The following is a 25,894-nucleotide window of genomic DNA, read 5'->3' as shown; positions in this document are numbered from 1 at the left end:
CAAAGTCAACATATATACTATTTTCTCAAACTAATTTGAGCTTTCCATCACCCCTTTTAAACCATTATTATTCAAAATCCTCAACATTTGCTCGGCATTAAAAGTACTACTAAAAGCACCAACTTGAAAGACTTCCTGTCCTTTCCAAACGGTACGAAAAGCAGTTGGGGATAAAAAGCGAATTATTTCTTCATCACGCTGATTTCCCGCTGGTACGATGATGCGATAACGCAGTTTTGCAGAAGTTTGATTGCTGCTGTATGCCAGTGATGGCATGTTGTTATTGTTGCCAGTTTGCATGAGATTAGCAGCACCACCAGAAGGTAAATTTTCCTGTTGTAATGCTGCTGAATTTGGCGATTGAGGGGCTGTAAACTCGATTGTCCCCGGAGAAATCTTGATGTAATTTAGTTGTGGCAGTTCACCTGTTGCTGTTTGGGAATTCCCTAAATTAGAGGGAGTTGAAAACAGATTATTTTTAGCGGCAGGTGGAGTCAGAATAGCTGCCTGTGGTGCTGCTATTTGGCTTTGTAAAGCTGAGGGAGAGATATTTGGCGCAATTCCTCTCGCCAGAGTTTTAGGGGTATTGTTACTCAAATTGGGAGCAGTAGGGGCAGTAAAGGTGATTTCATTTTTGAGGGCTGTTACTTCTCGACTGGGCTGAGTAGTTTGAGCGATGGGTGTGCTGCTACCACCAATTTGCACCTTCCCAGCAATGCGTGAGGCATCATTTTTGATGATGTTGCCATATGCCGAAAAAACCTGTTTGTTAGCAGTGGCATTGATATCGTAACGGGTGTTGTTACGGAATTCATTTCCCCCGGCTTCTGTGGCAGTTCCCAAATCTGGCATTGCTTGGGCAATTGCCACCAAACCATCTTCCCGATTGCCTTGAATAAGATTACTACGTAATATAGGGCGGGCATTTGCTTGAACAATCACTCCTGCCCGATTGTATTGAATTTGATTACTAATTATGCTTGGTTCGGCACTTTGGGCAATATTAATCCCAAATCCGGTTTGCTGAAAGGTGTTTTCCCGAACTTCTGGACGTGCATGTCCGGAAATTGTCATCCCATTGGCACCATTACGATAAAAATAATTTTTACTGATAATTGCCTTACTATCGCCGCTGACGGAAATTCCATCTTGGGTACTGCCAACAAAGATATTTTCGCTCACTGTTGGGTTGGTGGATTCAATCCACATTCCATAACCGCGAGGATTGGGATTTGTAATTGTGACACCTACTAAAGCAGATTCGTTAGCACCAACTATAGTGATGTTTTGTCTGCCATAGCTGCGGCTGAGGTAATCGTTTCCACCTTGAATAATAATATTTTTTCCCTTGCTAGCGGGATCACCTTGAAGTGTAATTCCAGGATGAAGTATTAAAGGGAACGACTCACCATTTTCTTGGCTGTAGGTACCCTTGCCGAGGGAAATCACAATATTGCCCTTAGCTGCCTGCAACGCCTGAGTAATAGTTTTAAACGGAGTGCGATCGCTTCCATCACCCGTCTTGTCATCTCCGATACTTGGGTTGACAAACAGTGTCTGAACCTGAGACATTGTTTTTTCACCCATAGGTGTTTGCTGCGAACTTTCAGGAGTTTGGGCAATGGCAATTTTCGGATCTAAGTTCTCCATCACCACACCGGCTAATCCCCAGCCGAGGGTAAAAAATACAACCGATGAACGCAAAACTGAAAATAACAAGACTTTGAGAAATAAATGGGGGCTACCATCACTAGCAAGCAATCTCAATGAGATCCGACTTCTTTGAAACAAACCAGAACAGGGAAGGTGAATCAATTTAACTGCACTCCAAAAGATAACAAGACTTTTTTATACCTTTACGCTCAATATGTCGAGAATATTTTCCAAATTATATTGACAAAATCTCGATTATGGGGTCTTAGTTCTTTTAATTAGCAAAATTTAAGGTTCGGAGTACCCAACCTTGCTCACGGCTTTAGCCATATTGATTAAAAAACACTTGAAATATCAAAGATATTGCCAATATGAAACAGTCTGGCTGTTACGATATAAGCACTAATGGGGTTGTTGCGATGGTCGAGCCACAAAGCCAAAAAGGGCAGATTCAGCAGATTGTTTATCGGATTTTAGATGCGAATTTAGATCGCGCCCGCGAAGGTTTGCGGATTATTGAGGAATGGTGCCGCTTTGGGTTAAATAATGCCTCCATGTCAGGAGAATGTAAGCGACTTCGACAAGAAGTTGCTATTTGGCACACAAACGAACTTAGAGCCGCACGGGATACCCAGGGTGATCCCGGAACTGAGTTGAGTCATGCCCAAGAAGAAGAACGTTCCAGTATCAAAACCTTATTGCAGGCTAATTTCTGTCGCGTGCAAGAGGCTCTGAGGGTACTTGAAGAATATGGTAAACTCTATAACTCAAATATGGGTAAAGCATTTAAACAGATGCGTTACCAAGTTTATACCCTAGAAACGAACTTGATGGGCTACGAGCGGCAGCAAATGCTGATGCGATCGCGTCTTTATCTGGTGACTTCCCCAGAGGAGAAAATCTTAGAAGTTGTGGAAGCTGCACTGAAAGGGGGATTAACCCTGATACAGTACCGCGATAAAGAGACTGATGATACCCAGCGCTTGAAAATTGCCAAACAGCTACGTCAGCTTTGTTATACCCACAATGCTCTATTGATCATCAATGATCGCGTAGATTTAGCTCTGGCTGTAGATGCCGATGGTGTCCACCTCGGACAACAAGATATGCCCATTGCCATCGCCCGTCAACTTTTGGGACCACAACGTTTAATTGGTCGCTCTACCACAAACTCCCAAGAAATGCAACAAGCGATCGCTGATGGTGCCGACTATATTGGTGTGGGACCTGTTTACGAAACTCCCACCAAAGCCGAAAAAGCTGCCACAGGCTTAGAATATGTCCGCTATGCCGCCAAAAATTCATCAGTACCGTGGTTTGCCATCGGTGGTATTGATACAGCTAACATTAACGATGTAATTGAAGCTGGAGCCTATCGTGTCGCTGTCGTGCGAAGCCTGATGCAAGCTGAACAACCCACCCTCGTGACACAATATTTACTTTCCCAACTAAATCTTGCCCCATCTGAACCGAGTCAATCCCATGTCTGAGCAAATTGACATCCATGTAAATGGTGAATCTCGTAGTTGCGCCAAACAAACCCCTTTACCCCAATTACTTCAACAACTAGGCTTTAACCCCCGCCTAGTTGCAGTGGAGTATAACGGGGAAATTTTGCACCGCCAGTACTGGGAAAGTACATTAATTCAATTAAGCGATCGCTTAGAGGTTGTAACTATTGTTGGCGGTGGTTGAAGAAGGCAGTAGGGGTGTTTTGAGATGGGGATACCCTGCGGGTAGACACGGAGTGGCTTCTGGAAGTAGCAAGCTACAGACAAGGCAGGTTTTCGCGGGTAGAAGCCCCCGAAAACCTGCCGCCCCAACTAAAAACTAGCGATGCTTCTGCATCGGGGTATTAAACCCCCTAATATTGATAAAGTGGAGACGTAGCAATGCTACGTCTCTACGAAGTTGTGAACCTAGTCCATTTCAATGGACTAAAAACCAAAAATATTCAGTCATCTTGTAGATGACTTTAGCTATTAGACGGCGAGCAGCGCGTTGCGGGGGTTCCCCCCCGTTGTAGCGACTGCGGTGGGTTTCAACCGTTGGCGAGCGTGGGATTAGAGAAAATCTCGGTAATTCAAGACTTGTGTGTACACCGTAGCTTATCCGCACTGGAGGCGGAAGCCTCCAACACATGCGCCCCCACGCAGAGGATGGGAGCGAGATTGGGCAAGGCTTGCACCTTAAGTTGACACCTATGAGCAATAGGTTACAATGTCACCGTATAAGCATCACGAATACCTTGAACTTTGGTGATTTCGGACAAAATACCATCGGGTAAAGGATCATCAATACTCAGTGCCATAACTGCATCACCGCGCACGATTTTTCTGCCTACCTGCATACTGGCAATGTTGACATTAAAGCTACCTAGAAGCGAGCCTAATTTACCGATAATCCCTGGCATATCTCGGTGTAGGGTAAATACCATGTACTTGCTGGGGGGAACGTTGATGGGAAAGCCATCCATGTTTGTGAGACGGATTTCTCCATCTCCCAATAATGCGCCTGTTACTGAATGTGTTCCCAAATTTCCGGTTGCTTCTAGGTGTAATGAACCGGGATAATCTTTGACGGCTTCGTCTCTGGTTTCAATCACACGGATACCGCGTTCTTTGGCTTCAATGCTGGCATTGACGTAGTTAACCCGTTCTCGCAAAGCTTGGGAAAGCAAACCTTTAAGTGCCGCGACAACTAATGGTTGACTCTTATTGGTGGCTAATTCACCTTGGAGTCGGATGTTGAGCAATTCTACTCGTCCACCTGCAAGTTGTCCGACCAATTTTCCGAGGGTTTCGGCTAATTGCATGTAGGGTTTGAGTTCTTCCAGGACATCGGGACCAAAGCCAGGAATGTTCACGGCGGAGCGTGCTGGTAGTCCAAGTAACACATCTCGGATTTGTTCAGCTACGTCAATTGCTACATTTACCTGAGCTTCTGTAGTGGAAGCACCAAGGTGAGGAGTAATAATTATACCTTTGCCTAGATCCCGGAGGGGTGATTCTCCTAGAGGTTCCGACTCAAACACATCCAAAGCTGCACCAGCGATTTTACCCTGTTTGATGGCATCTGCGATCGCATTCTCGTCAATAATCCCACCACGCGCACAATTGACGATTCTGACGTTGGGTTTCATCTTCGCCAACATCTCGGCGTTAATTAGATGGGTGGTTTCTGGGGTTTTGGGGATATGTAGAGTTATATAATCGGCTTGCTGCACTAACAAATCCATATCCACCAACTGACAGCCAATTTGTTCAGCCCGTTCAGTGGAAATAAATGGATCATACGCCAGTAACTTCATTCCCATCGCTTTGGCAACAGCTGCCACATGGGAACCGATTTTACCCAAACCCACAATACCCAGGGTTTTTTTATAAACTTCTGCACCCACAAAAGTTTTGCGATCCCATTCACCTCGCTTTGTGGAAGCATTGGCATCAGGGATATAACGGGATAAAGACAACATCATCGCCAAAGCATGTTCAGCAGCCGCGATTGTGTTACCTTCGGGGGAATTGACAACAACAATACCTTTGCGAGTCGCTGCGGGGACATCTACATTATCCACCCCAACCCCTGCACGACCAATGATTTTGAGATTGGTACCAGCTTCGATAATTTCCTGAGTCACACGAGTCCCAGAACGAATCATCAATGCATCATAGTCACCAATAATCTGGATAATTTCTTCCGGCTTTAAATTTGTCTTGACATCAACAGTAGCGACTTGGGAGAGAATGTCAATTCCAGCCTGGTCAATTGGATCGGATACGAGAACCTTAGACATGATTACTTGATTTTACCGCTTGAGGTGTTTAGGGCAAGATTTATCAGTTTAGAATTAAATGCTGCCAATTTAGCAGGAAAAAATTAGCGCTTATTTATATTTGCCGTGAATTTAGTGTGATTTTAAAGGAAAATGATTCGGTGATGCGCCTAAGGGATAATTCCCCAGGTAGTTAACATCATCTCTCCAAATCCTGTCAAACACAAAATCTACTCACTCGTTCAGAGAGACCTGGCTGTGAGACAACCAAGTTTTCTCTAACTTCGTCAATATAAACTATTCCTAGCCCTAAACCTCCATCTGTTCATAAAAATTTCTTTCTCGAAATCCTATGAATCTATATTCGGTGATGCTTTTTACACGAAATGTTGTGCAACTTGTATAACTAATGACAATCGCCAACTTTATGTCAGGTTGAATTTCGTAGATGCGTGGTTTACCACCGCAGGCATCGCATGTAGCTTATAATTTGTAACCATAACTATAATTTAAAAATATTTTTAAATATTTTTAAAAATATGAGATGAGCGGATAAAGAGCACCGCCATAATTAGACTGACAGTGTAATCTCTTCTCCGCTCAAACGACTTTTTATACAATAAAATAAAGATTCAATATTTCCCTGTGATTAGGGAATTTCGTTACTTCAACGGACAGATTTTTTGAATGCCTCTCATATAACAACCATCTGTATACCCTGAAGGAGCTGCAAAAGCAGGACTTGCAACACCCAACAACAATAATACAGAAACAAATAAACGTAGCTTCATAAAACATCCTTTTTCGAGTTTAAACAAACCTATAGACGTATACGAAGTATAGATTGTTCCAAAGCAAGTTCGTATTTTTAGGTTTGCAGTCGGAAATCTGATTGCTAGTACATGAAGGCAGTATTGAGTAGGGGAAAGCTGATTATTACTAAGCTTTTCAGTATTCAGATTTATTAGAATACAAAAAAACAGAAAAAATAAAAGTAAAACTGTTTGTTGCCTGTTAAGAGTTCCTTACCCCCACTAGAAGACTTTTACAGCTAGCGCTGCGCTATGGGAACAGCAGATCCTAAATAAATCTCGGCTACCTTGAGAACTGTATTTTTCGCCAAGATTTCGAGAGGGTATTTATAAAACAAATCAGGGGAATAACTGTAAAAAATTATCCCCCTGACTTTAATTTGTACTATTCAGCTTTACAAGTTTTTACTCGTTCATGTTGGAATCATTCAAGCTAGGAGTCTCATTAGCTTGTGCATATAAGTTATTCGGTTGTTCACTCGCTAACACTGGTAATGCTTCCCTTGCGTGTTCAGCAATTTCCACTGTTTTCACATCGTAGGCTTGTGTAACTAATTTAGGATACAAACCAACAGCTATGATGGGGACAAATAAACATGCAGTGATAAACAACTCACGGGGTTTAAGATCAAATGTTGCACCCTCGAAGTGTAGTTCTTCGTTTTGCTTACCGTAGAACACATTGCGTAACATTGACAGTAGATAAATTGGGGTCAAGATCACACCAACTGCACTCAACAAGACAACTACAATCTTAAAGCTAGAACTGTAGACATCGCTGGTGGTAATCCCTAAGAACACCATCAATTCTCCGACGAAACCACTCATACCAGGTAACGCTAAAGAAGCCATGGAACCCACTGTGAACATAGCGAAGGTGCGGGGCATTACTTTTGCCAAACCGCCCATTTTGTCCATCATCAAGGTGTGGGTACGTTCGTAAGTTACACCAGCTAAGAAGAATAAAGCAGCAGCAATTAAACCATGGGAAACCATTTGTAACATTGCACCGCTGATACCAACTTCTGTGTAGGAAGCGATACCAATTAGCACAAATCCCATGTGGGCAATTGAAGAATAAGCCAAACGACGCTTGAGGTTTGTTTGAGCGAATGCACAACATGCACCGTAAACAATGTTAACTACACCTAAAATTGCCAACACAGGGGCAAAATAAACATGGGCATCAGGCAACATTTCCATGTTGAAGCGAATCAACCCGTAGCCACCCATTTTTAACAACACACCAGCCAAAACCATGGAACCAGCCGCAGGTGCTTCACCGTGGGCATCAGGTAACCAAGTGTGGAAGGGGAAGATAGATAGTTTGACACCGTAGGCAATCAAGAAGCCAGTATAGATAAGTAATTCTAAGTTTCGGGGATATTCTTTCAAACCGAGTTCCACCATGTCAAAGGTGAAATTATCGCCATAGAAAGCCATTCCCAAACCTGCAACCAAAATAAAGATAGAAGCAGCGGCTGTGTAGATAATAAATTTAGTTGCAGCGTAGCGACGTTTCTCACCACCCCAGATAGAAATTAATAGATAAACAGGAACCAATTCAACTTCCCACATTAGGAAGAATAACAACATGTCTTGTGCCGCAAATACACCAATTTGGGCGCTATACATGATTAGCATCAAACCATAAAATAATCGCGGCTTGTTTGTAACTTTCCAAGCCGCGAATATTGCGAGGGTATTGATTAAACCTGTTAATAAGATTAGGGGCATGGATATGCCATCAGCGGCTAATGACCAATTTAAGCCTAACTGTGGAATCCAAGGATATTTCTCTACAAGTTGAAATGCAGAGTTTTGGAAATCGTAGTTTTGCCAGAAGGCAATTATCATCAGGGCAAAATCTGCGAAGGCTATTCCTAATGTGTACCAACGGACAGTTTTACCTTCTTTATCTGGGATTAAGGGAATCGCCAGCGCCCCAATTAGGGGTAAAGCAATTGTGGCACTCAGCCATGGAAAATGTGAAACATCCATTAATGACAATCGTTTTTCGTTTTCAACTTTAATTACATTATATGAACTGCCATTTACTTTTGTAAACGGAATAAATCCCTATAAAACTCTAGTTTGGCGATTTTTAGTCATAAATACTCACCATTTATGGTGCGAATCCATTCTAGACATTAACTTTTGTTAAGTCAATAGAGTTATGACTCAAGTCATCTTCATATATCTTTACACTTTGCGTTTTTTGAGGCTAGGGTATATCTACCAAAATGAGTATAAATGCCGTGTAAATGGTTCAGAGAGTTCCCCTGACTTCGTAAGCGATCGCGTAATGCTAACAGAGTTGATATTTGAGGGAAATTACTCTTTCTCTTTGTCGCTTATTTAATTAAGAAATATTTAAATTAAGTAAAAAAAGTTACTTTCCTTCCATATTCGGGAATTCTACCAATATGGTTCAGTTAATACTTCTTGTGTGACTTCCTAAGTAGTACGTGAACCCTATTGTGAAATTAAACACCATTGGGAGTTTTGAGAATTGGCTATGGATAAATCGATTATTCAATTGGTTGACGAGTTACCTTCGGATAATATTACCGTCAAAGTCTTAAAGGCTCTTGACTTTGTTGCACCAGGTGAATGGAATAATTCTGTTGGGTTTGATAATAGTATCCGCACTATTACAGGCGAAACCGATGCTAATGTAATTCAGAGAATTAGCGATCGCGCAACGACTCTATATAATGATCCACAACAGGGTTATCAAACAGCGGTCAAACTCTATCAGACCATTGATAAAGCTGATATGGCAATGGCAACAGCAGCTTTAGCGAGTAAAGTTGGTGAAAAAATCGGCTTTCTCTCTTTCTTAAGCAATATCACCCCCAAGGCAGATGTCACCCAAACTATTGATTTAGTCCTGAAAATTGCCATCGAAATTATTGCCTTCTCCAAACTCAATGGGATTCCTCAACCTAATCCCCAGGAATTTGCCAATTCTCTCGGCAGCCACTACCAAGATGCATCTTTAATGCGGATGGTTGCTTTGGTCTGCCTAGATGGAATTTTACCATTAGGTCCTGACTTTTTGGGCAAAATCCAATCAATTATGACTAGTGCAGATACAACTGCAATTACTAGCAATCCTCTCTTCTCAACTGTAAGCGCTACTCTGCCAGGTAGTAACCCCACCGACAAACTTGGTTTTATTACTCAGGGTTTTAACTCGGTGCAAGGTTGGATGAGTGATTTAGTTTCTAAAACAGGTGTAACACCCCAATCCATTTCTAGCAATCTTGGTAATTTTATTCAGATTGCCGATGATAACTTAGATTTTGTCGCTGCATTCTTAGATCAAACTACCAATTATTACGAACATACGGGAATCCAAACCGTAGCTAAGAAGTTGATTTTGCAAGCTCACACCTTAGTTAAAGCAGAAATTGCCGCAGCACCAAAACCCGAAGCTGATACATTTAAAGCTGCAAAATCAGATACAACCGATGCTTCTGCTACTGCTGTCAACTCAGATAGTAATAAGTATACAGTCGGACAAACAATAGAAGTTTGGAACTCAGAAGAAGAAGATTGGTATCGAGCCACAATTGAGAAAGCTTCAGAGAAACGGTTCTTTGTCAATTACATTGGTAAAGGTTCATCGAATGATGAATGGGTTGAAGAGGATAATATCCGCATTCGCGATCGCAGTTCTGCTGATGAAAATGGATATGCAATCGGTAATAAAGTCAAGGTTTGGGACGAAGAAAACGAAGATTGGTATTCGGCAATTATTGGTAAAACTCAGGGGAATCAATACTTTGTGCATTATGTTGATTACGATTCGTCTTATGATGAATGGCTTGATCTAGAAGAAATTAGCTAAATAGCTAGTCGTCATAAAATTAGGGCAAACAGCCGTTTGCCCTTACCCAATATTTTCTTTTGCACCACAGATTTTTCATGAATTCATAACCTCTAAAACCCACAGAGTCAACAGCCTAGGCAAAGTCTGTTTTCACAAGTGGGGGATCTTAAAATCAATACCTTTTGACTCCTGAATCCCATAATTTACCCCAGCCATTCCGGGTTTTTGGCAGTACTATCAAACTGGCTTGTCGTTTTAAATAATTCATATTCACCTTTGACTGCTGCCGAACGGGTTCGATTGAGCAAATCTATCACCATCTTTTGGCTCATAGGTGTAAACGTACGGACTGCCTCAAATGCTTGCTCTAAAATTTCCATACTCTCAATTCCGGTAATGACAGTTGAGGTAGGTAGATTCATTGCATAATGTAAGCATTCGATCGGTTTAACAGTCTTACTTTTGAGAATATTTTGGTCTCCCATCGATTTCATTCCCAGCACCCCAATTTGATTCTTCACCAAAACAGGGAGAACTTGCCGTTCAAAACTTCTAAAATGGGCATCCATCACATTTAGAGGCATTTGTACAGCATCAAAGCGGAAATTATTTTGGGCTGCAAGGTCAAGCATTCTGAGATGAACCAAAGGGTCTTTATGTCCTGTAAAGCCGATGTAGCGAATTTTTCCGGCTTTCTGGGCTGCAATTACAGCTTCCATTGCCCCACCCTCTGCAAAGACACGATCAGGGTCTTCCATACGGATAATTTCATGGTGTTGTAGCAAATCGATGCGATCAGTTTGTAAACGTCTGAGGGACTCGTCAATTTGCTTTGTTGCGCTTTCTTTAGTACGACCATCAATCTTGGTCATCAGAAAAGCTTTATCTCTATATCCACCCTGTAAAGCTTTACCCATACGGACTTCACTACCTCCATTGTGGTAATCCCAGCAATTATCCATGAAGTTGATACCGCGATCGATGGCAGTACGAACCAATCGTATACCTTCTTGCTCGTCTTTTGGTCTACCGATGTGGTGTCCCCCTAAGCCGATAACAGATATTTGTTCGCCAGTACGTCCGAGAGTTCTATATAACATTTCCCCTTTCCTAATTTGGTTTAAAACTGGTTTATTTTGAGCAAATGTTGGTTGTAAAAGTTCTTTCGATGCTGCTAACCCTGCTGCAATCAAACCTGACGTGGAAACAACCCTTAATACATCTCGCCGACCTATACCCATATAAAATTTTCCAAAAGCCCGAACTTGCTTTCACAATGTTGCACGGGCAGAGAATACAGTGCATCTAACTATCGAAAGATTAGGAGATGCGATCGCTTCAGTTCCGTGACGATATTAAGGTTATTTCACCTTTGCAAATATAAACGATACTTCTTTGGAAAGACGTAATCAAACTATTCGCTTCTTAATATTGTGGGCGTTAAAAAGGAACATTATTTGCTGATTGCCCATGAACGAACCAATTAAAGTTGAAAAAACACTGACGATTAATAAACCAGCAGCAGAGCTTTATCGCTTCTGGCGTAACTTTGGAAACTTACCCCACTTCATGAAGCATCTTAGAGATGTGAAGGTTTACGACGCGAAGCGATCGCATTGGACGACTAGTGGACTTTTAAATACAACTATCGAATGGGATGCAGTCATCACTGAAGATCGGGAAAACGAATTGATCGCCTGGGCTTCGGTTCAAAGTGCAGATATCGATCACTCTGGTTCTATCCTTTTTCAGCCAACCGTGAGTGATCGTGGGACTGAAGTCAAAGTTGTGATGGAATATAAGCCACCTGGAGGAGTAATTGGAGATACCATTGCCAAGCTCTTTGGTGACTCACCAAAACAGCAACTTGGTGATGATTTACGCCGCTTCAAAATGCTGATGGAAACTGGTGAGATTGCTACAACCGAAGGTCAATCGAGGGGACATAGCTAATTATGTTGCTGTTAGCACCAAATTTCAACTATCAATTCATCGATCCAAATTGATCTCAAATTGATCTCCAGTTTACGTAATATCTCACAACTAATTAACAAAGGACAAGCAAGAATGAAAGCAGTTTGCTGGCACGGTACAAACAAGGTACAAGTTGAAACGGTTCCCGATCCCCAAATTCTTAATCCCCGTGATGCGATCATAAAAATTACTTCAACGGCGATTTGTGGCTCTGATTTACACCTTTATAACGGCTATAACCCAACGATGCAAAAGGGGGATATCCTCGGACATGAATTCATGGGGGAAATTGTTGAGCTAGGTAGTGGTGTTAAAAATGCCAAAAAAGGCGATCAAAGTACATCTCTGGCTGTTGGCGATCGCGTAGTTGTTCCTTTTACTATTTCCTGTGGATCATGTTTCTTTTGTCAAAGAGATTTATGGTCACTGTGCGATAACTCCAATCCTAACGCTCCGATGGCGGAAAAAATGCTTGGTCACTCCCCATCGGGTTTATTCGGCTACTCCCATTTAACAGGGGGTTATGCTGGGGGTCAAGCAGAGTACGCTCGCGTTCCCTTCGCTGATGTTGGTTTGTTTAAGATTCCAGATGGACTTACCGACGAACAGGTATTGTTTCTGACTGATATTTACCCTACTGGATATATGGCAGCTGAAAACTGCAATATTCAACCTGGAGATACTGTTGCTATCTGGGGTTGTGGTCCGGTTGGACAATTTGCGATTAGAAGTGCATACTTGCTGGGTGCAGAGCGTGTCATCGCCATTGATCGCGTTCCTGAACGCTTGCAAATGGCGAAAGAGGGTGGAGCAGAAATTCTCAACTATGAGGAAGTCGAGGTGGGTGAAGCCCTGAAAGAAATGACGGGTGGGCGTGGTCCTGATTCAGTGATGGATGCTGTGGGTATGGAAGCTCATGGTTTGGGTTTGGAAGGCTTCTATGACAAAGCAAAGCAAGCAGTACGCCTAGAAACTGATCGCCCAAATGTGTTACGTCAAGCAATTGTCGCCTGTCGCAAAGGTGGCACCGTCTCTGTTCCTGGTGTTTACACAGGCTTTGTAGACAAAATACCAATGGGGGCTTTTATGAATAAAGGCTTGACGATGAAAACAGGACAAACACACGTTCATCGGTATTTGCGTCCATTACTGGATCACGTTGAAAGTGGGAATATAGATCCATCATTCGTAGTTACCCATAGCTTGCCGCTAGATCAAGCACCGCAAGGCTACGAAATTTTTAATAATAAGCAGGATAAATGTATCAAAGTAGTGCTAAAGCCAGGTTAAAATAACCACTCTATAGCTATACTGAAAACGGTTCAAAATTGGACTTTTCAAATAGCTATTAGCCTTTCTTGTATTAAGTTTTGGCTAATAGCTAACCCCCCAAAAGTATAAAATAAAGCTAAACAATCCGGTTGACAATTGTCCAAACTTCCCCATCAGAACGAACATAGGGGACAGAAATGGTTTTAAAGCCCGTAATAAAGGGTTTGTAATAGATTTGCCAATACAGGGGACTAAGTTCATCAGCACAAGCTTTGAGTTGCCGGATTTCGGCGGTTAACTCAGCAGCTAATTCGTTGATGAGTTTGGCATGGATTTGAGCTTCTTCGCGGGCAATTTCTAGCTGTTCTTCTTGTAAAGAGCGTTTAACTTTTACAGGCAGACGTTGTAACTGGGATTGCTTTTGTTTCAGTTGTTTTTCCAAGAATGCGATCGCATCATCGATCCCTTTAACTTCAGCGGCGAGTGCGGGGTTTTCTCTAGCTTGGCGGCGATAGGCGGCAACGATGCTTTCGAGTGAGTCGTCACTACTATCGAAGTTAACAGACGTTAAGGTTTCACGTTCTTCTAGTAAAGCCTGAATTTGGGCATTGAGTGCATTAATTTCGGCTGAAATTTGTTCCATAACTATGATTCCCCACTTTCTGGAATCACGACTGCACCTTGATTATCGATAGCAAGCGATCGCACTTCGGCTTTAACGCCTAATTTTTGCCAAGCTGTTGCCATTGCTGCCACTACATCTAATGTATAATTCGTATCAGTTAGTGCTAACAATGTTGGACCTGCACCACTAATTACCATGCCATAAGCCGCAGCATTAATAGCTGCATCCGCTACGACATCAAAACCTTGAATCAGTGACTTTCTGTAGGGTTGATGTATTTTATCTTGCATAGCTCCTTGGAGCCAACTTTTTTCACCTGTTGCCAAACCCCGCAATAATAATCCTAAATGTGCAGCATTAAAAATCGCATCAGCGCGACTATATTCGGTTGGTAACACCCTTCTTGCTTCTGCTGTGGAAAGTTCAAAATCTGGAATTGCCACAACTGGAATAATACTTTCATGCCAGGGAATATCACAAATTTCCCAACCATTTGCACCCGTTGCCGCCAATCGACAACCACCAATCAAAGCTGGGACAACGTTATCGGGGTGTCCCTCCATGGAAATTGCCAAATCCATTACCTGCTGTTGGCTTAAAGGTTCACCTGCGAGAATATTTGCGGCAACCAACCCCCCGACAATCGCCGTTGCCGAACTTCCCAAACCTCGCGCTAGGGGAACACCCAATTTAATTTCAATTTCTACAGGTGGTGGTGTTTTACCTAGATGTTGGAATAACTCTAAGAAGGCTTGATAAAGTAGATTTTTCCCATCAGTATCCACCCGTGCAGCCTCGGCACCAACGACACGAATCACCGTTTCACCTTGGTTGAGGCAAGTAAACTTAAAATCGTTGTAGAGCGTCAAAGCTGCACCGATACAATCAAACCCAGGACCTAAATTCGCAGTAGTAGCGGGAACCCTAACCGAAACTGAAGATGTAGACATCTAGAAATATATCGCTATCAACCAACTAGCATCCCATAATTTGGGTACTTTCATCACAGAGATTTTTACTAGATTGTAGCGAGAGAGCGATCGCTTGTCCTTAAATCCAGGGGTTTAGATCCCCGACTTTTTTAAGAAGTTGGGGATCTTGTTATTCACGGTGGCTTGGCTTATTTAAAAATTATCGCTATTTGGAAACAGTGTACAATTTGGACTGGCTCACCGAACAAGGTTTGATACTGTTAGAAAATGCAGATTTAGTCCAGGCAATTGAAAACCTGGAACCAGTGGGAGTAAAGAGTGAAATCATTAGATAATAATTCCCGTGAAGTTGGATTGGGTAGGTTGTGGCGGGAATTTTTACCTTTGTCCCTCAGTGATGTCACTATGGCATGTGGTGATCCGATGGTGACAACAGCCTTGGCTTATTTGCATGATGCCCGGATGAATTTAGCAGCATTGGGAATTGCCAAGTCTTTGGCAATATTTTTTGAAAGCCCAATTATTATGATTCTCCATGCTTCCAATGCCTTAGCCGCTGATCAAATATCTCGAAAAGCATTATGGCGCTTTACTTTGATTGCCGGGGGTGGACTGAGTTTTCTTTTAACCCTGCTTTCGATACCAATATTTTTTGAAGCAGTAGGAAACCGTATCTTAGGAGTACCTCCGGAATTAGCTGCTACCGTCCGCCAAGTCCTATTTTTAATGGGTGGTTGGGCTTTTGCGATCGCATGGCGGCGCTATTTCCAAGGTTTGCTGATTTTTCAAGGGCAGTCTCACGCTATCGCCAAAGCCAGTATGACACGTTTACTGACCCTAGGATTGGTGTTGGCAGTAGGTTTTGTCTCAAATGTACCCGGTGCAATTTTGGCAGGGTTAGCGTTAATTATTGGGGTCATTGTCGAAGCAATTGTAGTGACGATTTTTGCCTATCGCAGTGGTGCAACCTTGCCTCCACCCCCCACAGAAACCACCCCCACAGAAACCAAATTACCCCAGAACTTACGGCAAGTATGGCGGTTTTATTTTCCCTTGGGAAACACGATGATGGTAGTGTGGGGAGGACGCGCTTTATTAATGGGAATCATAGCCCGTGCGGGTGATGCCGAAATAGCGATCGCATCTTGGTCTGCGGCTTGGGGTTTGGTACTGGTAATTGCCAACTCAACGCGGATGATTCAACAAATTATTATTAAATATCGCGGTAAAGCCACCGATAAGCTACTGTTTTCCTTTGCTGTGATGGTGGGTGGTATTTGCTCGTTACTGTTGCTGCTGATGGCTTCCACACCTCTAGGAAATCAAATAGTACGTAGCTTTATTGGTAACGATAGTGATCTCATCGCAGCCATCAAACCTGTTTTATTGGTATGTACAGGAGTTCCCCTGATGGTGGCAATGCAAAATGCGACACAGGGCTTTTTAGTGAGCGAAGGACGCACAGGTAGCGTTAATCTTGCCACTTGGATTAGTACCGGAGTCTTATTGATGGTTGCAACTTTGGCTGTAAAGTTTGGTATTCAGGGAGCAACAGCCGCTGCAATTGCCATGGTTATCGGGATGCTAGTTGAAATTATTTGCTTGTTGTGGAAGCGCCGACTGACTTAAATCCCGTGGTAAGCTTGACCTGTTATTAGAAACAAATATCACTGATTTCCAGCTAAATTAGGGATATGAAATAACATGGAAGATGTTGAAATTGTATCCGCTCGGTAAATCGGGGTAAAAAGAAAAAATCAGAATGTCGATTGGTACACGTCTTTGACTTTTATTCTTGACAGCAATTTAACCATGACATGAACGTTCGGGTAGCGTCGCTATTTTCACCAACGATTGATGGTGCGTGACACGACAAACCCTTATTTACCTAACATGTTCACTCAAAGTGTCACACACCCTACACCTATTCACTTGGTATTCAGCTTACTCTTCCACAATCAAGCTGTGTTTCATCAAATGTCTTTGTGCAGCAATAGCTACAGCAGAAGCGCGAACGACTGCCGTCGCGCAAGCTTCGCTTACTTCCAGATTTAACTAAAACAGCATCGATAGGTACCCGAAACATCAATAATTAATCTTGGTATTGTATTTTCCTGAGGCGTTTTGTTCTTTTAGAGGTAGTTAATTGTTAATTGTGATTTGTGGTGCAACAGCCACGGGAAAATCTGGTTTGGCGATGATTTTGGCGCAGCGCTTGGGTAGCAGAATTTTGAGTGCAGATTCACGCCTAGTTTATCGTGAGTTTGATATCGGGACAGCAAAACCAAGCAAAACCGAACAAGCATTAGTTCCTCACCACCTAATTGATATCTGCGAACCTACAGAAATTATGACTTTGGCTGATTATCAAGAACAAGCACAAGGTTTAATTGAGCAAGCAGAAAAGCAAACTTTACTGGTTGGGGGTACTGGTTTATACATTAAATCTATAGTTAGGGGGATGAAAATACCAAAAGTAGCCCCTAATTATGAACTGCGATCGCATCTCGAATCAATTGGACAAATGCAGGCATATCAGATGCTGCAACAGGTTGATGCTATTGCTGCTGAAAAAATCCACTCCCATGACTCTGTACGCACATTACGCGCTCTAGAAGTCTACTACATTACCGGGATTCCCATTTCTCAGCAGCAAGGAGAAAATCCACCAAGTTACCCAATTATCCAAATCGGCTTAGATTGTGACCCCCAACACCTAATTCAGCGTATCGCTCAACGCACCAAAAAAATGATTCAAGATGGATTTGTTGAAGAAGTGAATTATTTGAGTCAAAAATATGGTAAGGATTTACCGTTGTTAAATACCTTGGGGTATCAAGAAATCAAACAGTACTTAGCTGGTGAGATTTCCTTAGAGGTAGCTGAAGAATTAATTACTTTACACACCCGACAATTTGCCAAACGCCAAAGAACCTGGTTTCGCGCAATCCCTGAAATCCAATGGTTTGATATTACAAGTGATAATTTAGTAGATGATATCTGGCAACATTTAGAGACTTTTAACTACAACAGATGATTTGAGGCTTCAACTCCCCGATTTATTAAAACAAGTCGCAAGTCGCAAGTAAGTTCATCGACTGGTTTCTAGCCACAGCCACCCCAAATGTTTCCGCTTACCCCTACTCACCATTCGCTACTCACTACTCACTCCCTACAACGACAATTTTCAACACTAAACTAACTTATGTTTACCCAATACTCCACACTTGACGGCAAACACCACTTCAAATTTACGGTTCACGCGAATTACTTACAGTATTAATTCCCATACATTAGACAGAGTAACCTTAATGAATTGACAAAGAGCCAATTGGATAGCTAGTGAAGTGTAACCGTCCAAACAAAGTTCGGGAAACCACCCTTCATAGATAGGCTACACAGGCTCAGAATTACAAAGTAAAGTATTCCCAAAAGCATTTTGCTCAGGGACAGGGGCGTTGTAGTTCACCCAGTAGGGATAAAACCTTACAAACTTAGGGCATGAGATAAATATTTATGCTTTTTGAAACTATATATATCAGCATAATTTGGGATGTATTTCCCAAAAAATGATTAACCAAAGGTTATCATGCTGAACTGGCTGCCCTCTGAACTCAGTTAGTTCAAGACCTCTAGCATTTAATACACTCATTCTTTTTTGTAGTTATACACGGAGCCAACACCCAAAATGGCAAAAGTAGTTGGAATAGACTTAGGAACAACGAACTCCTGCGTGGCAGTCATGGAAGGTGGTAAACCCACGGTTATTGCCAATGCAGAAGGATTTCGCACAACACCTTCAGTTGTTGCGTTTGCGAAAAATGGCGATACTCTAGTTGGACAAATCGCTAAACGTCAAGCAGTAATGAATACTGAGAATACTTTTTACTCAGTAAAGCGCTTTATTGGTCGTCGTTTTGAGGAAGTTGGCAACGAATCCACTGAAGTTTCTTACAAAGTGCTTCAAAGTGGTGGTAACGTCAAACTGGATTGTCCTCAAGTCGGTAAACCTTTTGCACCGGAAGAAATTTCTGCAAAGGTTTTGCGGAAGTTGGTTGAAGATGCCAGCAAATACCTGGGTGAAACCGTTACCCAAGCTGTAATTACTGTCCCCGCTTACTTCAACGATTCCCAGCGCCAAGCCACCAAAGATGCTGGTAAAATCGCTGGTATCGAAGTACTTCGCATCATCAACGAACCAACAGCAGCTTCCTTAGCGTATGGTTTCGACAAAAAGAGTAACGAAACTATCTTAGTATTTGACCTTGGTGGTGGTACCTTTGACGTATCAGTACTAGAAGTTGGCGAAGGCGTATTTGAAGTATTAGCAACTTCTGGAGATACTCACCTTGGTGGTGACGACTTCGACAAAAAAATTGTTGACTTCCTCGCAGCAGAATTCCGCAGTGCTGAAGGCATTGACTTACGTAAAGATAAACAAGCTTTGCAACGTCTGACAGAAGCCGCAGAAAAGGCAAAAATTGAACTTTCTAGCGTTACTCAAGCAGAAATCAACCTCCCCTTCATTACTGCCACCCAAGACGGACCAAAGCACCTCGATACAGTTCTGACTCGTGCTAAGTTTGAGGAAATTTGCTCCGACTTAATCGATCGTTGCCGTACTCCCGTTGAAAATGCACTTCGTGATGCCAAATTAGACAAAGGTGCAATTGACGAAGTGGTATTGGTGGGTGGTTCAACCCGAATTCCCGCAGTTCAGGAATTGGTGAAACGCGCTTTAGGTAGAGATCCTAACCAAACCGTTAACCCTGATGAAGTTGTAGCTGTTGGTGCTGCAATCCAAGCAGGTGTATTAGCTGGTGATGTTACTGGTATCTTGTTGCTAGATGTAACACCACTATCTCTAGGTGTAGAAACCTTGGGTGGTGTTATGACCAAGATTATCCCCCGTAACACCACAATTCCCACCAAGAAATCGGAAGTATTCTCCACCGCAGTTGACGGACAAACTAATGTGGAAATCCACGTTCTTCAAGGGGAACGGGAAATATCTGGTGACAATAAGAGTCTGGGAACTTTCCGCTTAGATGGTATCCCTGCTGCACCTCGCGGTGTACCCCAAATCGAAGTTGTATTCGACATCGATGCTAACGGTATCTTGAACGTAACTGCGAAAGATAAGGGTACAGGTAAGGAACAATCCATCAGCATCACAGGTGCTTCCACCCTCGATAAGACTGATGTGGAACGGATGGTGCGTGATGCAGAACAAAACGCAAACACAGACAAAGAACGTCGAGAAAAAATCGACCGCAAAAACCAAGCTGATTCCCTCGCTTACCAAGCAGAGAAGCAAATCCAAGAACTTGGTGACAAGGTTCCAGAAGCTGACAAAACCAAAGTTGAAGGTTTAGTCAAAGACTTGAAGGAAGCGGTTGCGAAAGAAGATGACGATCAAATTCAGAAGTTAATGCCAGAATTGCAACAAGCACTGTTTGCAGTGGGTAGCAACATCTATCAGCAACAAGGTGGTACACCTGATGCAGGTATGGGTACAGAACCTACTGATGGTGCTGCACCTTCCGGTGGTAGCGGAGATGATGTGATTGACGCTGACTTTACCGAAAGTAAGTAAATGGTACTTAGTAACTGCTAAGTAGGAATTAACTCCGACCTCTAAATGAGAGGTCGGAGTTTTTGTTTTTTCTCCCCAAACCAAACATAGTAGAAGTCTCCCCTTTTAAGGGGAAAAGTTTTTGCTGGGAGTTCAAGCTTCCTCCAAAAACCCCTCTACTGCCTACTGCCCTCATTGATCGAAGAGGCAGGGGGAAAAGGAGCAGGCTTCCGCCGTGAGCGTCATGGGTACAAGCCCCGCCCTTACAGGGCGGGGCTTGTCGGACGGCATACGCTCCGTTCCAGTTTTCCCCCTTGCTCCCAGCAAGAACTGCCCTTTTTCCTCTTCTTGACGCTGTTCCCTGCTTTCTACTTCTTCTTCCCAGGTGATGGACTTGCTGATTCTTGATGTGGTAGTTGTGGGTGATCGGCGGCATATTGAGAAACTATTTTGGAAGTTTCTGGACTGTATAGCCGCAAATAGTTCCAATAGTTGCCTAATACCTGACGGACATAGTTTTTAGTTTCGTCAAAGGGGATATTTTCAACGAAATCGTCGGGGTCATCCTTGGGGATAGTTGTCAACCATTTGGAGACGTTTCCAGGTCCTGCGTTGTAAGATGCGATCGCTAGTAAGGAATTACCTTGATATTGGTCATGGGTATGCCCTAAATACCAAGTTCCCAGCATGATATTATCTTCTGGTTTCTCCAGGTTGATATTCTTCATATCCTGTTTGATTTGGGGGGCAATCCATTTAGCGGTTGCTGGCATTACTTGCATTAAACCTGTGGCACCTGCGGTTGATTTGGCTTTGGTTTCAAATCGTGATTCTTGACGAATCAAAGCTGTCACCAACAAAGGGTTTACTTTGTATTTTTGGGCGTTTTTCTCCACTTCATCCACGTAGGGGAAAGGGTAACGTGCTTGCCAATAGGCGATTTTCTTGCTAAATTCCCGATATTCGGCTTCCTCTTCGGGTGTTTCTCGATCTTCTAATTTAGAAACTTTATCAATCCCAATTAGATTTTCACCCTTAGCTAACCGCATCAACCCTTCAGTATACTGTTCGGGAATAGTGGGTTGCATTTTGTTTTGAAATTCGGTTTGCCACTGCCACCAAGCATCCCGATCTTGTCCTAGCAAGTATAATTCTTTGAAGGTATCAGAACCTGCTGTGGGTAAAGGACGTGGTAATTGGACAATCAAGGGAAGAGTGTTACGCAGACTGTTAAAATTCCCTACGTTCAACCCTAAAAGACTAGCGGAACGCCAAGCATAGTAAGAATATGGAAAGTTACTCAACACATATTCATAAGCTTGCTTTGCTTGTTGATTTTGAGCCAATTTCGTCGCCCATTTCCCTACCCAAAAGCCGGCTCTAGGTGCCAAAATGCTATCAGGGTTATTGGTGGGAATTGGTTCTGCCCATTGCCAAGCGGCTTTGTAGTCTTTGGCTTTTGCTTTTTCTTGGGCAACCTTCCAACGGTATGCGGCGGCTTCTTCTGTTTTGCCAAATTTGGTAATTAACAGCTTTCTGGCGGCTTCTGCACCTTTGGCATCATTTTGAGATTGGAGAATTTTGGCTTTTTCCGTCAGTGCAACCCCGGCTTTATTGGGGAATGTGGCGACTACTTTGTCAAGTAATGGCAATGCATCTTTACGAGATTTCTGAAGTTCTGCTAGTCGTAATAGTGCGGTAGCGGTTTCTGGAGCTTCAGGAAATTCCTTGATTAGCTGTTGGTAGATTGCCACAGCTTGCTCTCGTTGTCCACTGACTTGTAAACCACGTCCAGATCTGTATACATTGCGTGCTGTAGGGGTTGCTTTGCTATAAGCTGTGGCAGCTTTACCAAATTCGCTATTTTCCCAGTAAGCGCTGCCAATTACTTCAAAATCTTCGGGTTTGAGGGTGGTATCGCTGACAAGTTGATCAAGTACACCTACTATACCCGGTTGATCATAAGCATACTTTGCCAAATTAAGTTGCAGTTGCGGTTGTTTGGGGTCTTTGTTTAAGCGTTGACGGATAATTTCCCAAGTTAGAGGGTGTGAGGGAAATTGCGCGATCGCTTTATCTTGGTATTGGGGGGTACCAATTAGATACAATGCCCTAACGGCAGCAGGTTGAGTGGGATAATCTTTGACAACCCTTTGCCTGATATCGGAAGCTTTTGCTTCTTCTTGTAGCAAGTCGTATGCTGCCGCTTGCCGTAGCAACACATAAGGTGCTAGGAGAGGATAATCACGTTCTAAACCATCCAGTAATTTGAGAGCAGACTTTGCGTCTTTTTTCTCAATCAAATCACTTGCCAACAGATAACGTGCGCGTTCACGATCTGGTGACTGGGAATTTTTGGCAAGAGCCTCTAATTTTGTCGCTCGTTCCTGGGGAGATTGCAATACCAGCGGTAAAACGGCTGATTTTGCTGTGGTTTCCTCAGAAAGTTGTTCTGGTTTGCTATTACCAGTTTTTAACCAACTACCAAAATTCCTACCAATCTCTGGTGCTGAAACCATTGCTCCAGCTAGAAAGGCACATAAACCGGCACCCGCAATTAGGGAGATTTGCTTTTTTTGCAGCTTCTTCAGCATCGATACCCGCTGAAAATCACATCAATAACTTTGAAACTGTAACACTGTTGGTGGTCAATAGAGCAACTTTTACAGGTTAGTTTTCGATTTGCTACCCTCGATTAATGAAGATTTGGGATCATCATTTGCCTGAAGTATTTATCTACACTGGATTTGAGGATTTTGAATTTTTTTCGGAAAAAAACCGGATTTTTTGCCAAATTTAATTTTATCAATACCTTCGCCAAAATCCGACACCCTTCCAGGGTGCGGCTATACGAAGATAGACGCATAGCGCCTTCCCGGAGGGCAGGCTGCGGACACAGCCTCTAATAAGTAGTCAGACAAAATTAATTACACAAAAATTTGGACTTAAGGCGTTTTACAGAATTGGCGAAGGTATTAATTTTATTTAATATTGATTTCCAGGTGAAGTGTTTGCTGATGGCAGATTTTTTAAGCAATCTCAATTAATCGCTTTCTGTTGAGCAATTTTTGGCGTTTTTCCTAATAGTCCAATCATCAGTTTTAGTGAAAATACTTTGAGTACAGGAATGTAGCGCATTGCTTGTAAACCCAAGCGACGCAACAGGACAATGGGGAGGAAGTTGTTAGAAAATACCCGGTCTAGAATATCAGTAAAACCTAAAATTGTGAGGTTTTCCAATTTACGCCACTTTTGGTAACGTTTGAGAACTTGAATATCACCAATATCTTCACCTTGGGTATGTGCTTCTTCAATCACCTGTGCTAAAGCTGCCACATCCCGAATGCCTAAATTTAACCCTTGTCCACCCACAGGATGACAATTATGTGCAGCATCCCCAACCAATGCTAAACGATTGGATACATACTTACTGCTTTGCATCAACTGCACTGGGAAGATAAAGCGATCGCCTAATAACTCCAACCTACCCATTTGGTGTCCGTAGCGGTTGGTTAATTCGACTAAAAATTGCTCGTCATTCAGTGCTAGTAAAGCTTTTGCCTCTTCATGTGGTGCAGTCCACACAATTCGGCAACGATTCCCCGGTAAAGGTAAAATTGCAAAAGGTCCACTTGCTTGGAATTTCTCATAAGCCGTTTGATTGTGAGACTTCTCAGGCTTGACAAATGCCACAATACATGATTGCCAATATTTCCAACCTTGAGTTTGAATTCCGGCATTTTCACGAATACGCGATCGCGCTCCATCGGCAGCTACAATTAAACGGCTGCGAATTAGTTGGGTTTCTTCACCGACTCTTAGTGTCGTCACTGCTGCATCTTGGTGATATTGGGTTTCCACCACCTCAGCCGGACACAAAACGGTAACGTTGGCACATTCTTTCACAAAACTTTGCAAAGGATATAACAGCGCTTGGTGTTCTGCCACATAACCCAAATCATCAGCAGCAATATCTTGGGTACTAAATTCCACCGTCCCCGAATAATCACCATCCGACAACTTTACCCGACGATAGGTTTCAATTTGGGGCAATATTTGCTTCCAGACCCCAATTCCCTGGAAAATCAAAGCTGAAAGCATATGTACAGCATAAGCTTGTCCCTTCATCGCTGCTGCCGACTCCAGCTTTGCCTCCACCAACAACACAGTTAATCCCGAATTTTTTAACGCACTAGCTAAAGTTAAACCCGCAATTCCACCACCAACTATGACCAAATCATAATCATATCCCAGCGGTTGCGTCGTGGCTGGGGGTGCTGCACTGCTTTGGGGAATTTGAGTCAAAAGTTGCATTGTTAAGAGATGTTTACAAGGTTTTAATCCTATTTTGACGCAACCTACCCGCTTTGAGCAAGTATTAGCAGGGTTTTTCACCGTGACGAGTTTACTAGGTATTCCCAACAGAAGCGATCGCTTTTGCGGGTATCGCCTGTCCCATGTAATCTAGAATTAGAATATAAGCCTTCATTTTGGGATAGTCGTTACTGGTATCCAAGTAAAATTGAGCAATAAGCAGCTATTTGAATCACCCCGATAGAGTGCAGCTTTTCAATAGCTTCCTGTTGATTTTCAATCCTACCATTAACCAAAATTTGGCTGGCATAACCTCTAATATCTACTGTTAAAAGTTCTATTTCCTCTAAAACAGTAAATTCATCCTCAGATGCAACTAACAACGAAGCAATCTTTTTTCTTTCTTCCTTCGTATTTTTATAACTTCAAAGCTTTGAGTATTCAGTTTCAACTCCAGTTTTAGAAGATATTTATGGTCTAGAATCAGAATATGTCGATTATGGCAGTTGCCAGTCCATAAATTTCATCGAATTGAATTACCAGCACTTTCCAAATTAATTACTTTCTCTGCTGCGAAGGTTAAAACCTCATCCATCCATGCATTAATACTTTTACCTGTTTTTTTGGCAGCAATAAATATTTTACGATGATTTTCGGGAGTCGTCCGAAATGGCAATTTCCCAGAAAAAGATTTATCTGGTTCCTCTCCCAAGTCTTCACAAAAAGACAAATAATCATCTACTGAATTGTAAAATTCTTCCCTGGCTTCATCAACAGTTTTACCTTTGAATGTGATGACATCATTAATATCTAATACTCTTCCAAACAAAATTCCTGCTTCTATATCAACTTCGATAACTGCTGTATATCCCTTGTAATTCATCATGGTAGTTAATTATTTATCTTCCGAGCTATTTATATCTTCTATGTCTTCTATTTCTTTTTCTACTTCAACTCCAGCTTTCAACAAAAACTCTCTAACTGATTTTACTGCTCCTCTATTTGTCTCTTTTTCGGGATGTGGTTCATGAAAAACTGCCCTAATTCCATCTAATTTAACCCTAACCCGTGAACCTTGTCCTTGTGTAACCTCCGCAGCAAGTGCTTTTAAAAGACTTTCAATA

The 25,894-nt window shown here is 42.5% G+C and carries 19 protein-coding genes; 8 read left to right on the top strand and 11 right to left on the bottom strand.

The features are described from left to right. Window positions 1-30: 30 nt before the first annotated feature. Window positions 31-1,767 carry a DUF1565 domain-containing protein gene (locus tag CAL6303_RS18695; RefSeq protein WP_238993718.1) on the bottom strand — a complete coding sequence of 579 codons (1,737 nt, stop codon included), beginning with the start codon at window positions 1,765-1,767 and terminating at the stop codon, window positions 31-33. A gap of 257 nt (window positions 1,768-2,024) precedes the next feature. Between CAL6303_RS18695 and CAL6303_RS18690 the strand changes: the two genes are divergently transcribed. Beyond that, the gene (locus CAL6303_RS18690) at window positions 2,025-3,143 is read left to right on the top strand and encodes a thiamine phosphate synthase (protein ID WP_015199385.1); all 1,119 of its coding nucleotides are present in this window, start codon (window positions 2,025-2,027) and stop codon (window positions 3,141-3,143) included. Continuing rightward, window positions 3,136-3,348 carry a sulfur carrier protein ThiS gene (gene thiS / locus CAL6303_RS18685; RefSeq protein ID WP_015199384.1) on the top strand — a complete coding sequence of 71 codons (213 nt, stop codon included), beginning with the start codon at window positions 3,136-3,138 and terminating at the stop codon, window positions 3,346-3,348. The genes CAL6303_RS18690 and thiS overlap by 8 nt, the downstream gene beginning before the upstream one ends. A gap of 520 nt (window positions 3,349-3,868) precedes the next feature. On the opposite strand, the gene serA is transcribed toward thiS, so the two are convergent. Beyond that, a complete protein-coding gene (serA, locus tag CAL6303_RS18680) occupies window positions 3,869-5,449 on the bottom strand; it encodes a phosphoglycerate dehydrogenase (protein ID WP_015199383.1) in 1,581 nt (526 codons plus the stop codon). A gap of 1,196 nt (window positions 5,450-6,645) precedes the next feature. Next, window positions 6,646-8,241, bottom strand: coding sequence for an NAD(P)H-quinone oxidoreductase subunit 4 (locus tag CAL6303_RS18675; protein ID WP_015199381.1), 1,596 nt, complete (start codon window positions 8,239-8,241; stop codon window positions 6,646-6,648). Between the two features lie 517 nt (window positions 8,242-8,758). On the opposite strand from CAL6303_RS18675, the gene CAL6303_RS18670 reads away from it, so the two are divergent. After that, window positions 8,759-10,096 carry a Tudor-knot domain-containing protein gene (locus CAL6303_RS18670; RefSeq protein WP_015199380.1) on the top strand — a complete coding sequence of 446 codons (1,338 nt, stop codon included), beginning with the start codon at window positions 8,759-8,761 and terminating at the stop codon, window positions 10,094-10,096. Between the two features lie 185 nt (window positions 10,097-10,281). Here the strand turns inward: CAL6303_RS18670 and CAL6303_RS18665 are convergent, their stop codons facing one another. Further along, window positions 10,282-11,319, bottom strand: coding sequence for an aldo/keto reductase (locus CAL6303_RS18665; RefSeq protein ID WP_015199379.1), 1,038 nt, complete (start codon window positions 11,317-11,319; stop codon window positions 10,282-10,284). 229 nt (window positions 11,320-11,548) lie between these two features. Between CAL6303_RS18665 and CAL6303_RS18660 the strand changes: the two genes are divergently transcribed. Further along, window positions 11,549-12,031 carry an SRPBCC family protein gene (locus tag CAL6303_RS18660; protein WP_015199378.1) on the top strand — a complete coding sequence of 161 codons (483 nt, stop codon included), beginning with the start codon at window positions 11,549-11,551 and terminating at the stop codon, window positions 12,029-12,031. A gap of 114 nt (window positions 12,032-12,145) precedes the next feature. Further along, window positions 12,146-13,342, top strand: coding sequence for a zinc-dependent alcohol dehydrogenase (locus CAL6303_RS18655; RefSeq protein ID WP_015199377.1), 1,197 nt, complete (start codon window positions 12,146-12,148; stop codon window positions 13,340-13,342). Window positions 13,343-13,460: 118 nt separating this feature from the next. Here the strand turns inward: CAL6303_RS18655 and CAL6303_RS18650 are convergent, their stop codons facing one another. Both CAL6303_RS18650 and thrB read right to left on the bottom strand, forming a co-directional pair. Next, window positions 13,461-13,967 carry a hypothetical protein gene (locus CAL6303_RS18650; RefSeq protein WP_015199376.1) on the bottom strand — a complete coding sequence of 169 codons (507 nt, stop codon included), beginning with the start codon at window positions 13,965-13,967 and terminating at the stop codon, window positions 13,461-13,463. Window positions 13,968-13,969: 2 nt separating this feature from the next. Beyond that, the gene (gene thrB, locus CAL6303_RS18645) at window positions 13,970-14,899 is read right to left on the bottom strand and encodes a homoserine kinase (RefSeq protein ID WP_015199375.1); all 930 of its coding nucleotides are present in this window, start codon (window positions 14,897-14,899) and stop codon (window positions 13,970-13,972) included. A gap of 300 nt (window positions 14,900-15,199) precedes the next feature. Here thrB and CAL6303_RS18640 point away from each other — a divergent pair, with 300 nt between their 5' ends. From CAL6303_RS18640 to dnaK, 3 genes are all read left to right on the top strand, one after another. Beyond that, the gene (locus CAL6303_RS18640; RefSeq protein WP_015199374.1) at window positions 15,200-16,510 is read left to right on the top strand and encodes a hypothetical protein; all 1,311 of its coding nucleotides are present in this window, start codon (window positions 15,200-15,202) and stop codon (window positions 16,508-16,510) included. A 568-nt stretch (window positions 16,511-17,078) separates the two neighbouring features. Beyond that, entirely contained in the window at window positions 17,079-17,918 is an 840-nt protein-coding gene (gene miaA, locus CAL6303_RS18635) for a tRNA (adenosine(37)-N6)-dimethylallyltransferase MiaA (protein WP_051036816.1), read from the top strand. Window positions 17,919-18,569: 651 nt separating this feature from the next. Beyond that, on the top strand, window positions 18,570-20,477 hold the full coding sequence (gene dnaK / locus CAL6303_RS18630; RefSeq protein WP_015199372.1) for a molecular chaperone DnaK: 1,908 nt from the start codon (window positions 18,570-18,572) through the stop codon (window positions 20,475-20,477). A gap of 347 nt (window positions 20,478-20,824) precedes the next feature. Here the strand turns inward: dnaK and CAL6303_RS18625 are convergent, their stop codons facing one another. The 5 genes from CAL6303_RS18625 to CAL6303_RS29425 all read right to left on the bottom strand — a co-directional run bounded on the left by CAL6303_RS18625 (window position 20,825) and on the right by CAL6303_RS29425 (window position 25,893). Next, on the bottom strand, window positions 20,825-23,050 hold the full coding sequence (locus CAL6303_RS18625) for a transglycosylase SLT domain-containing protein (RefSeq protein WP_015199371.1): 2,226 nt from the start codon (window positions 23,048-23,050) through the stop codon (window positions 20,825-20,827). Window positions 23,051-23,495: 445 nt separating this feature from the next. Next, a complete protein-coding gene (locus CAL6303_RS18620) occupies window positions 23,496-24,770 on the bottom strand; it encodes an FAD-dependent hydroxylase (RefSeq protein ID WP_015199370.1) in 1,275 nt (424 codons plus the stop codon). Between the two features lie 188 nt (window positions 24,771-24,958). Then, window positions 24,959-25,153, bottom strand: a complete 195-nt coding sequence (locus CAL6303_RS28615) for a hypothetical protein (RefSeq protein ID WP_051036704.1) — start codon at window positions 25,151-25,153, stop codon at window positions 24,959-24,961. 140 nt (window positions 25,154-25,293) lie between these two features. Then, window positions 25,294-25,656, bottom strand: a complete 363-nt coding sequence (locus tag CAL6303_RS18610; protein ID WP_015199369.1) for a type II toxin-antitoxin system HicB family antitoxin — start codon at window positions 25,654-25,656, stop codon at window positions 25,294-25,296. 9 nt (window positions 25,657-25,665) lie between these two features. Next, entirely contained in the window at window positions 25,666-25,893 is a 228-nt protein-coding gene (locus tag CAL6303_RS29425) for a type II toxin-antitoxin system HicA family toxin (RefSeq protein WP_415748907.1), read from the bottom strand. Between the last annotated feature and the right edge of the window lies 1 nt (window position 25,894).

It is taken from the genome of Calothrix sp. PCC 6303, from assembly GCF_000317435.1.
Lineage (GTDB): Bacteria > Cyanobacteriota > Cyanobacteriia > Cyanobacteriales > Nostocaceae > PCC-6303.
Note: the sequence above shows the minus strand (reverse complement) of the source record. Positions and strands in the feature narration are given on the sequence as shown.

Excerpts from the sequence above, each read along its gene's own strand:
- CAL6303_RS18620 (WP_015199370.1), bottom strand. The coding sequence starts at position 24,770 with ATGCAACTTTTGACTCAAATTCCCCAAAGCAGTGCAGCACCCCCAGCC.
- CAL6303_RS18665 (WP_015199379.1), bottom strand. The coding sequence starts at position 11,319 with ATGGGTATAGGTCGGCGAGATGTATTAAGGGTTGTTTCCACGTCAGGT.
- CAL6303_RS18675 (WP_015199381.1), bottom strand. The coding sequence starts at position 8,241 with ATGGATGTTTCACATTTTCCATGGCTGAGTGCCACAATTGCTTTACCC.
- serA (WP_015199383.1), bottom strand. The coding sequence starts at position 5,449 with ATGTCTAAGGTTCTCGTATCCGATCCAATTGACCAGGCTGGAATTGAC.
- CAL6303_RS18690 (WP_015199385.1), top strand. The coding sequence starts at position 2,025 with ATGAAACAGTCTGGCTGTTACGATATAAGCACTAATGGGGTTGTTGCG.
- dnaK (WP_015199372.1), top strand. The coding sequence starts at position 18,570 with ATGGCAAAAGTAGTTGGAATAGACTTAGGAACAACGAACTCCTGCGTG.
- thiS (WP_015199384.1), top strand. The coding sequence starts at position 3,136 with ATGTCTGAGCAAATTGACATCCATGTAAATGGTGAATCTCGTAGTTGC.
- CAL6303_RS18610 (WP_015199369.1), bottom strand. The coding sequence starts at position 25,656 with ATGATGAATTACAAGGGATATACAGCAGTTATCGAAGTTGATATAGAA.
- CAL6303_RS18655 (WP_015199377.1), top strand. The coding sequence starts at position 12,146 with ATGAAAGCAGTTTGCTGGCACGGTACAAACAAGGTACAAGTTGAAACG.
- CAL6303_RS18625 (WP_015199371.1), bottom strand. The coding sequence starts at position 23,050 with ATGCTGAAGAAGCTGCAAAAAAAGCAAATCTCCCTAATTGCGGGTGCC.
- CAL6303_RS18670 (WP_015199380.1), top strand. The coding sequence starts at position 8,759 with ATGGATAAATCGATTATTCAATTGGTTGACGAGTTACCTTCGGATAAT.
- CAL6303_RS18660 (WP_015199378.1), top strand. The coding sequence starts at position 11,549 with ATGAACGAACCAATTAAAGTTGAAAAAACACTGACGATTAATAAACCA.
- CAL6303_RS18650 (WP_015199376.1), bottom strand. The coding sequence starts at position 13,967 with ATGGAACAAATTTCAGCCGAAATTAATGCACTCAATGCCCAAATTCAG.
- thrB (WP_015199375.1), bottom strand. The coding sequence starts at position 14,899 with ATGTCTACATCTTCAGTTTCGGTTAGGGTTCCCGCTACTACTGCGAAT.
- miaA (WP_051036816.1), top strand. The coding sequence starts at position 17,079 with ATGATTTTGGCGCAGCGCTTGGGTAGCAGAATTTTGAGTGCAGATTCA.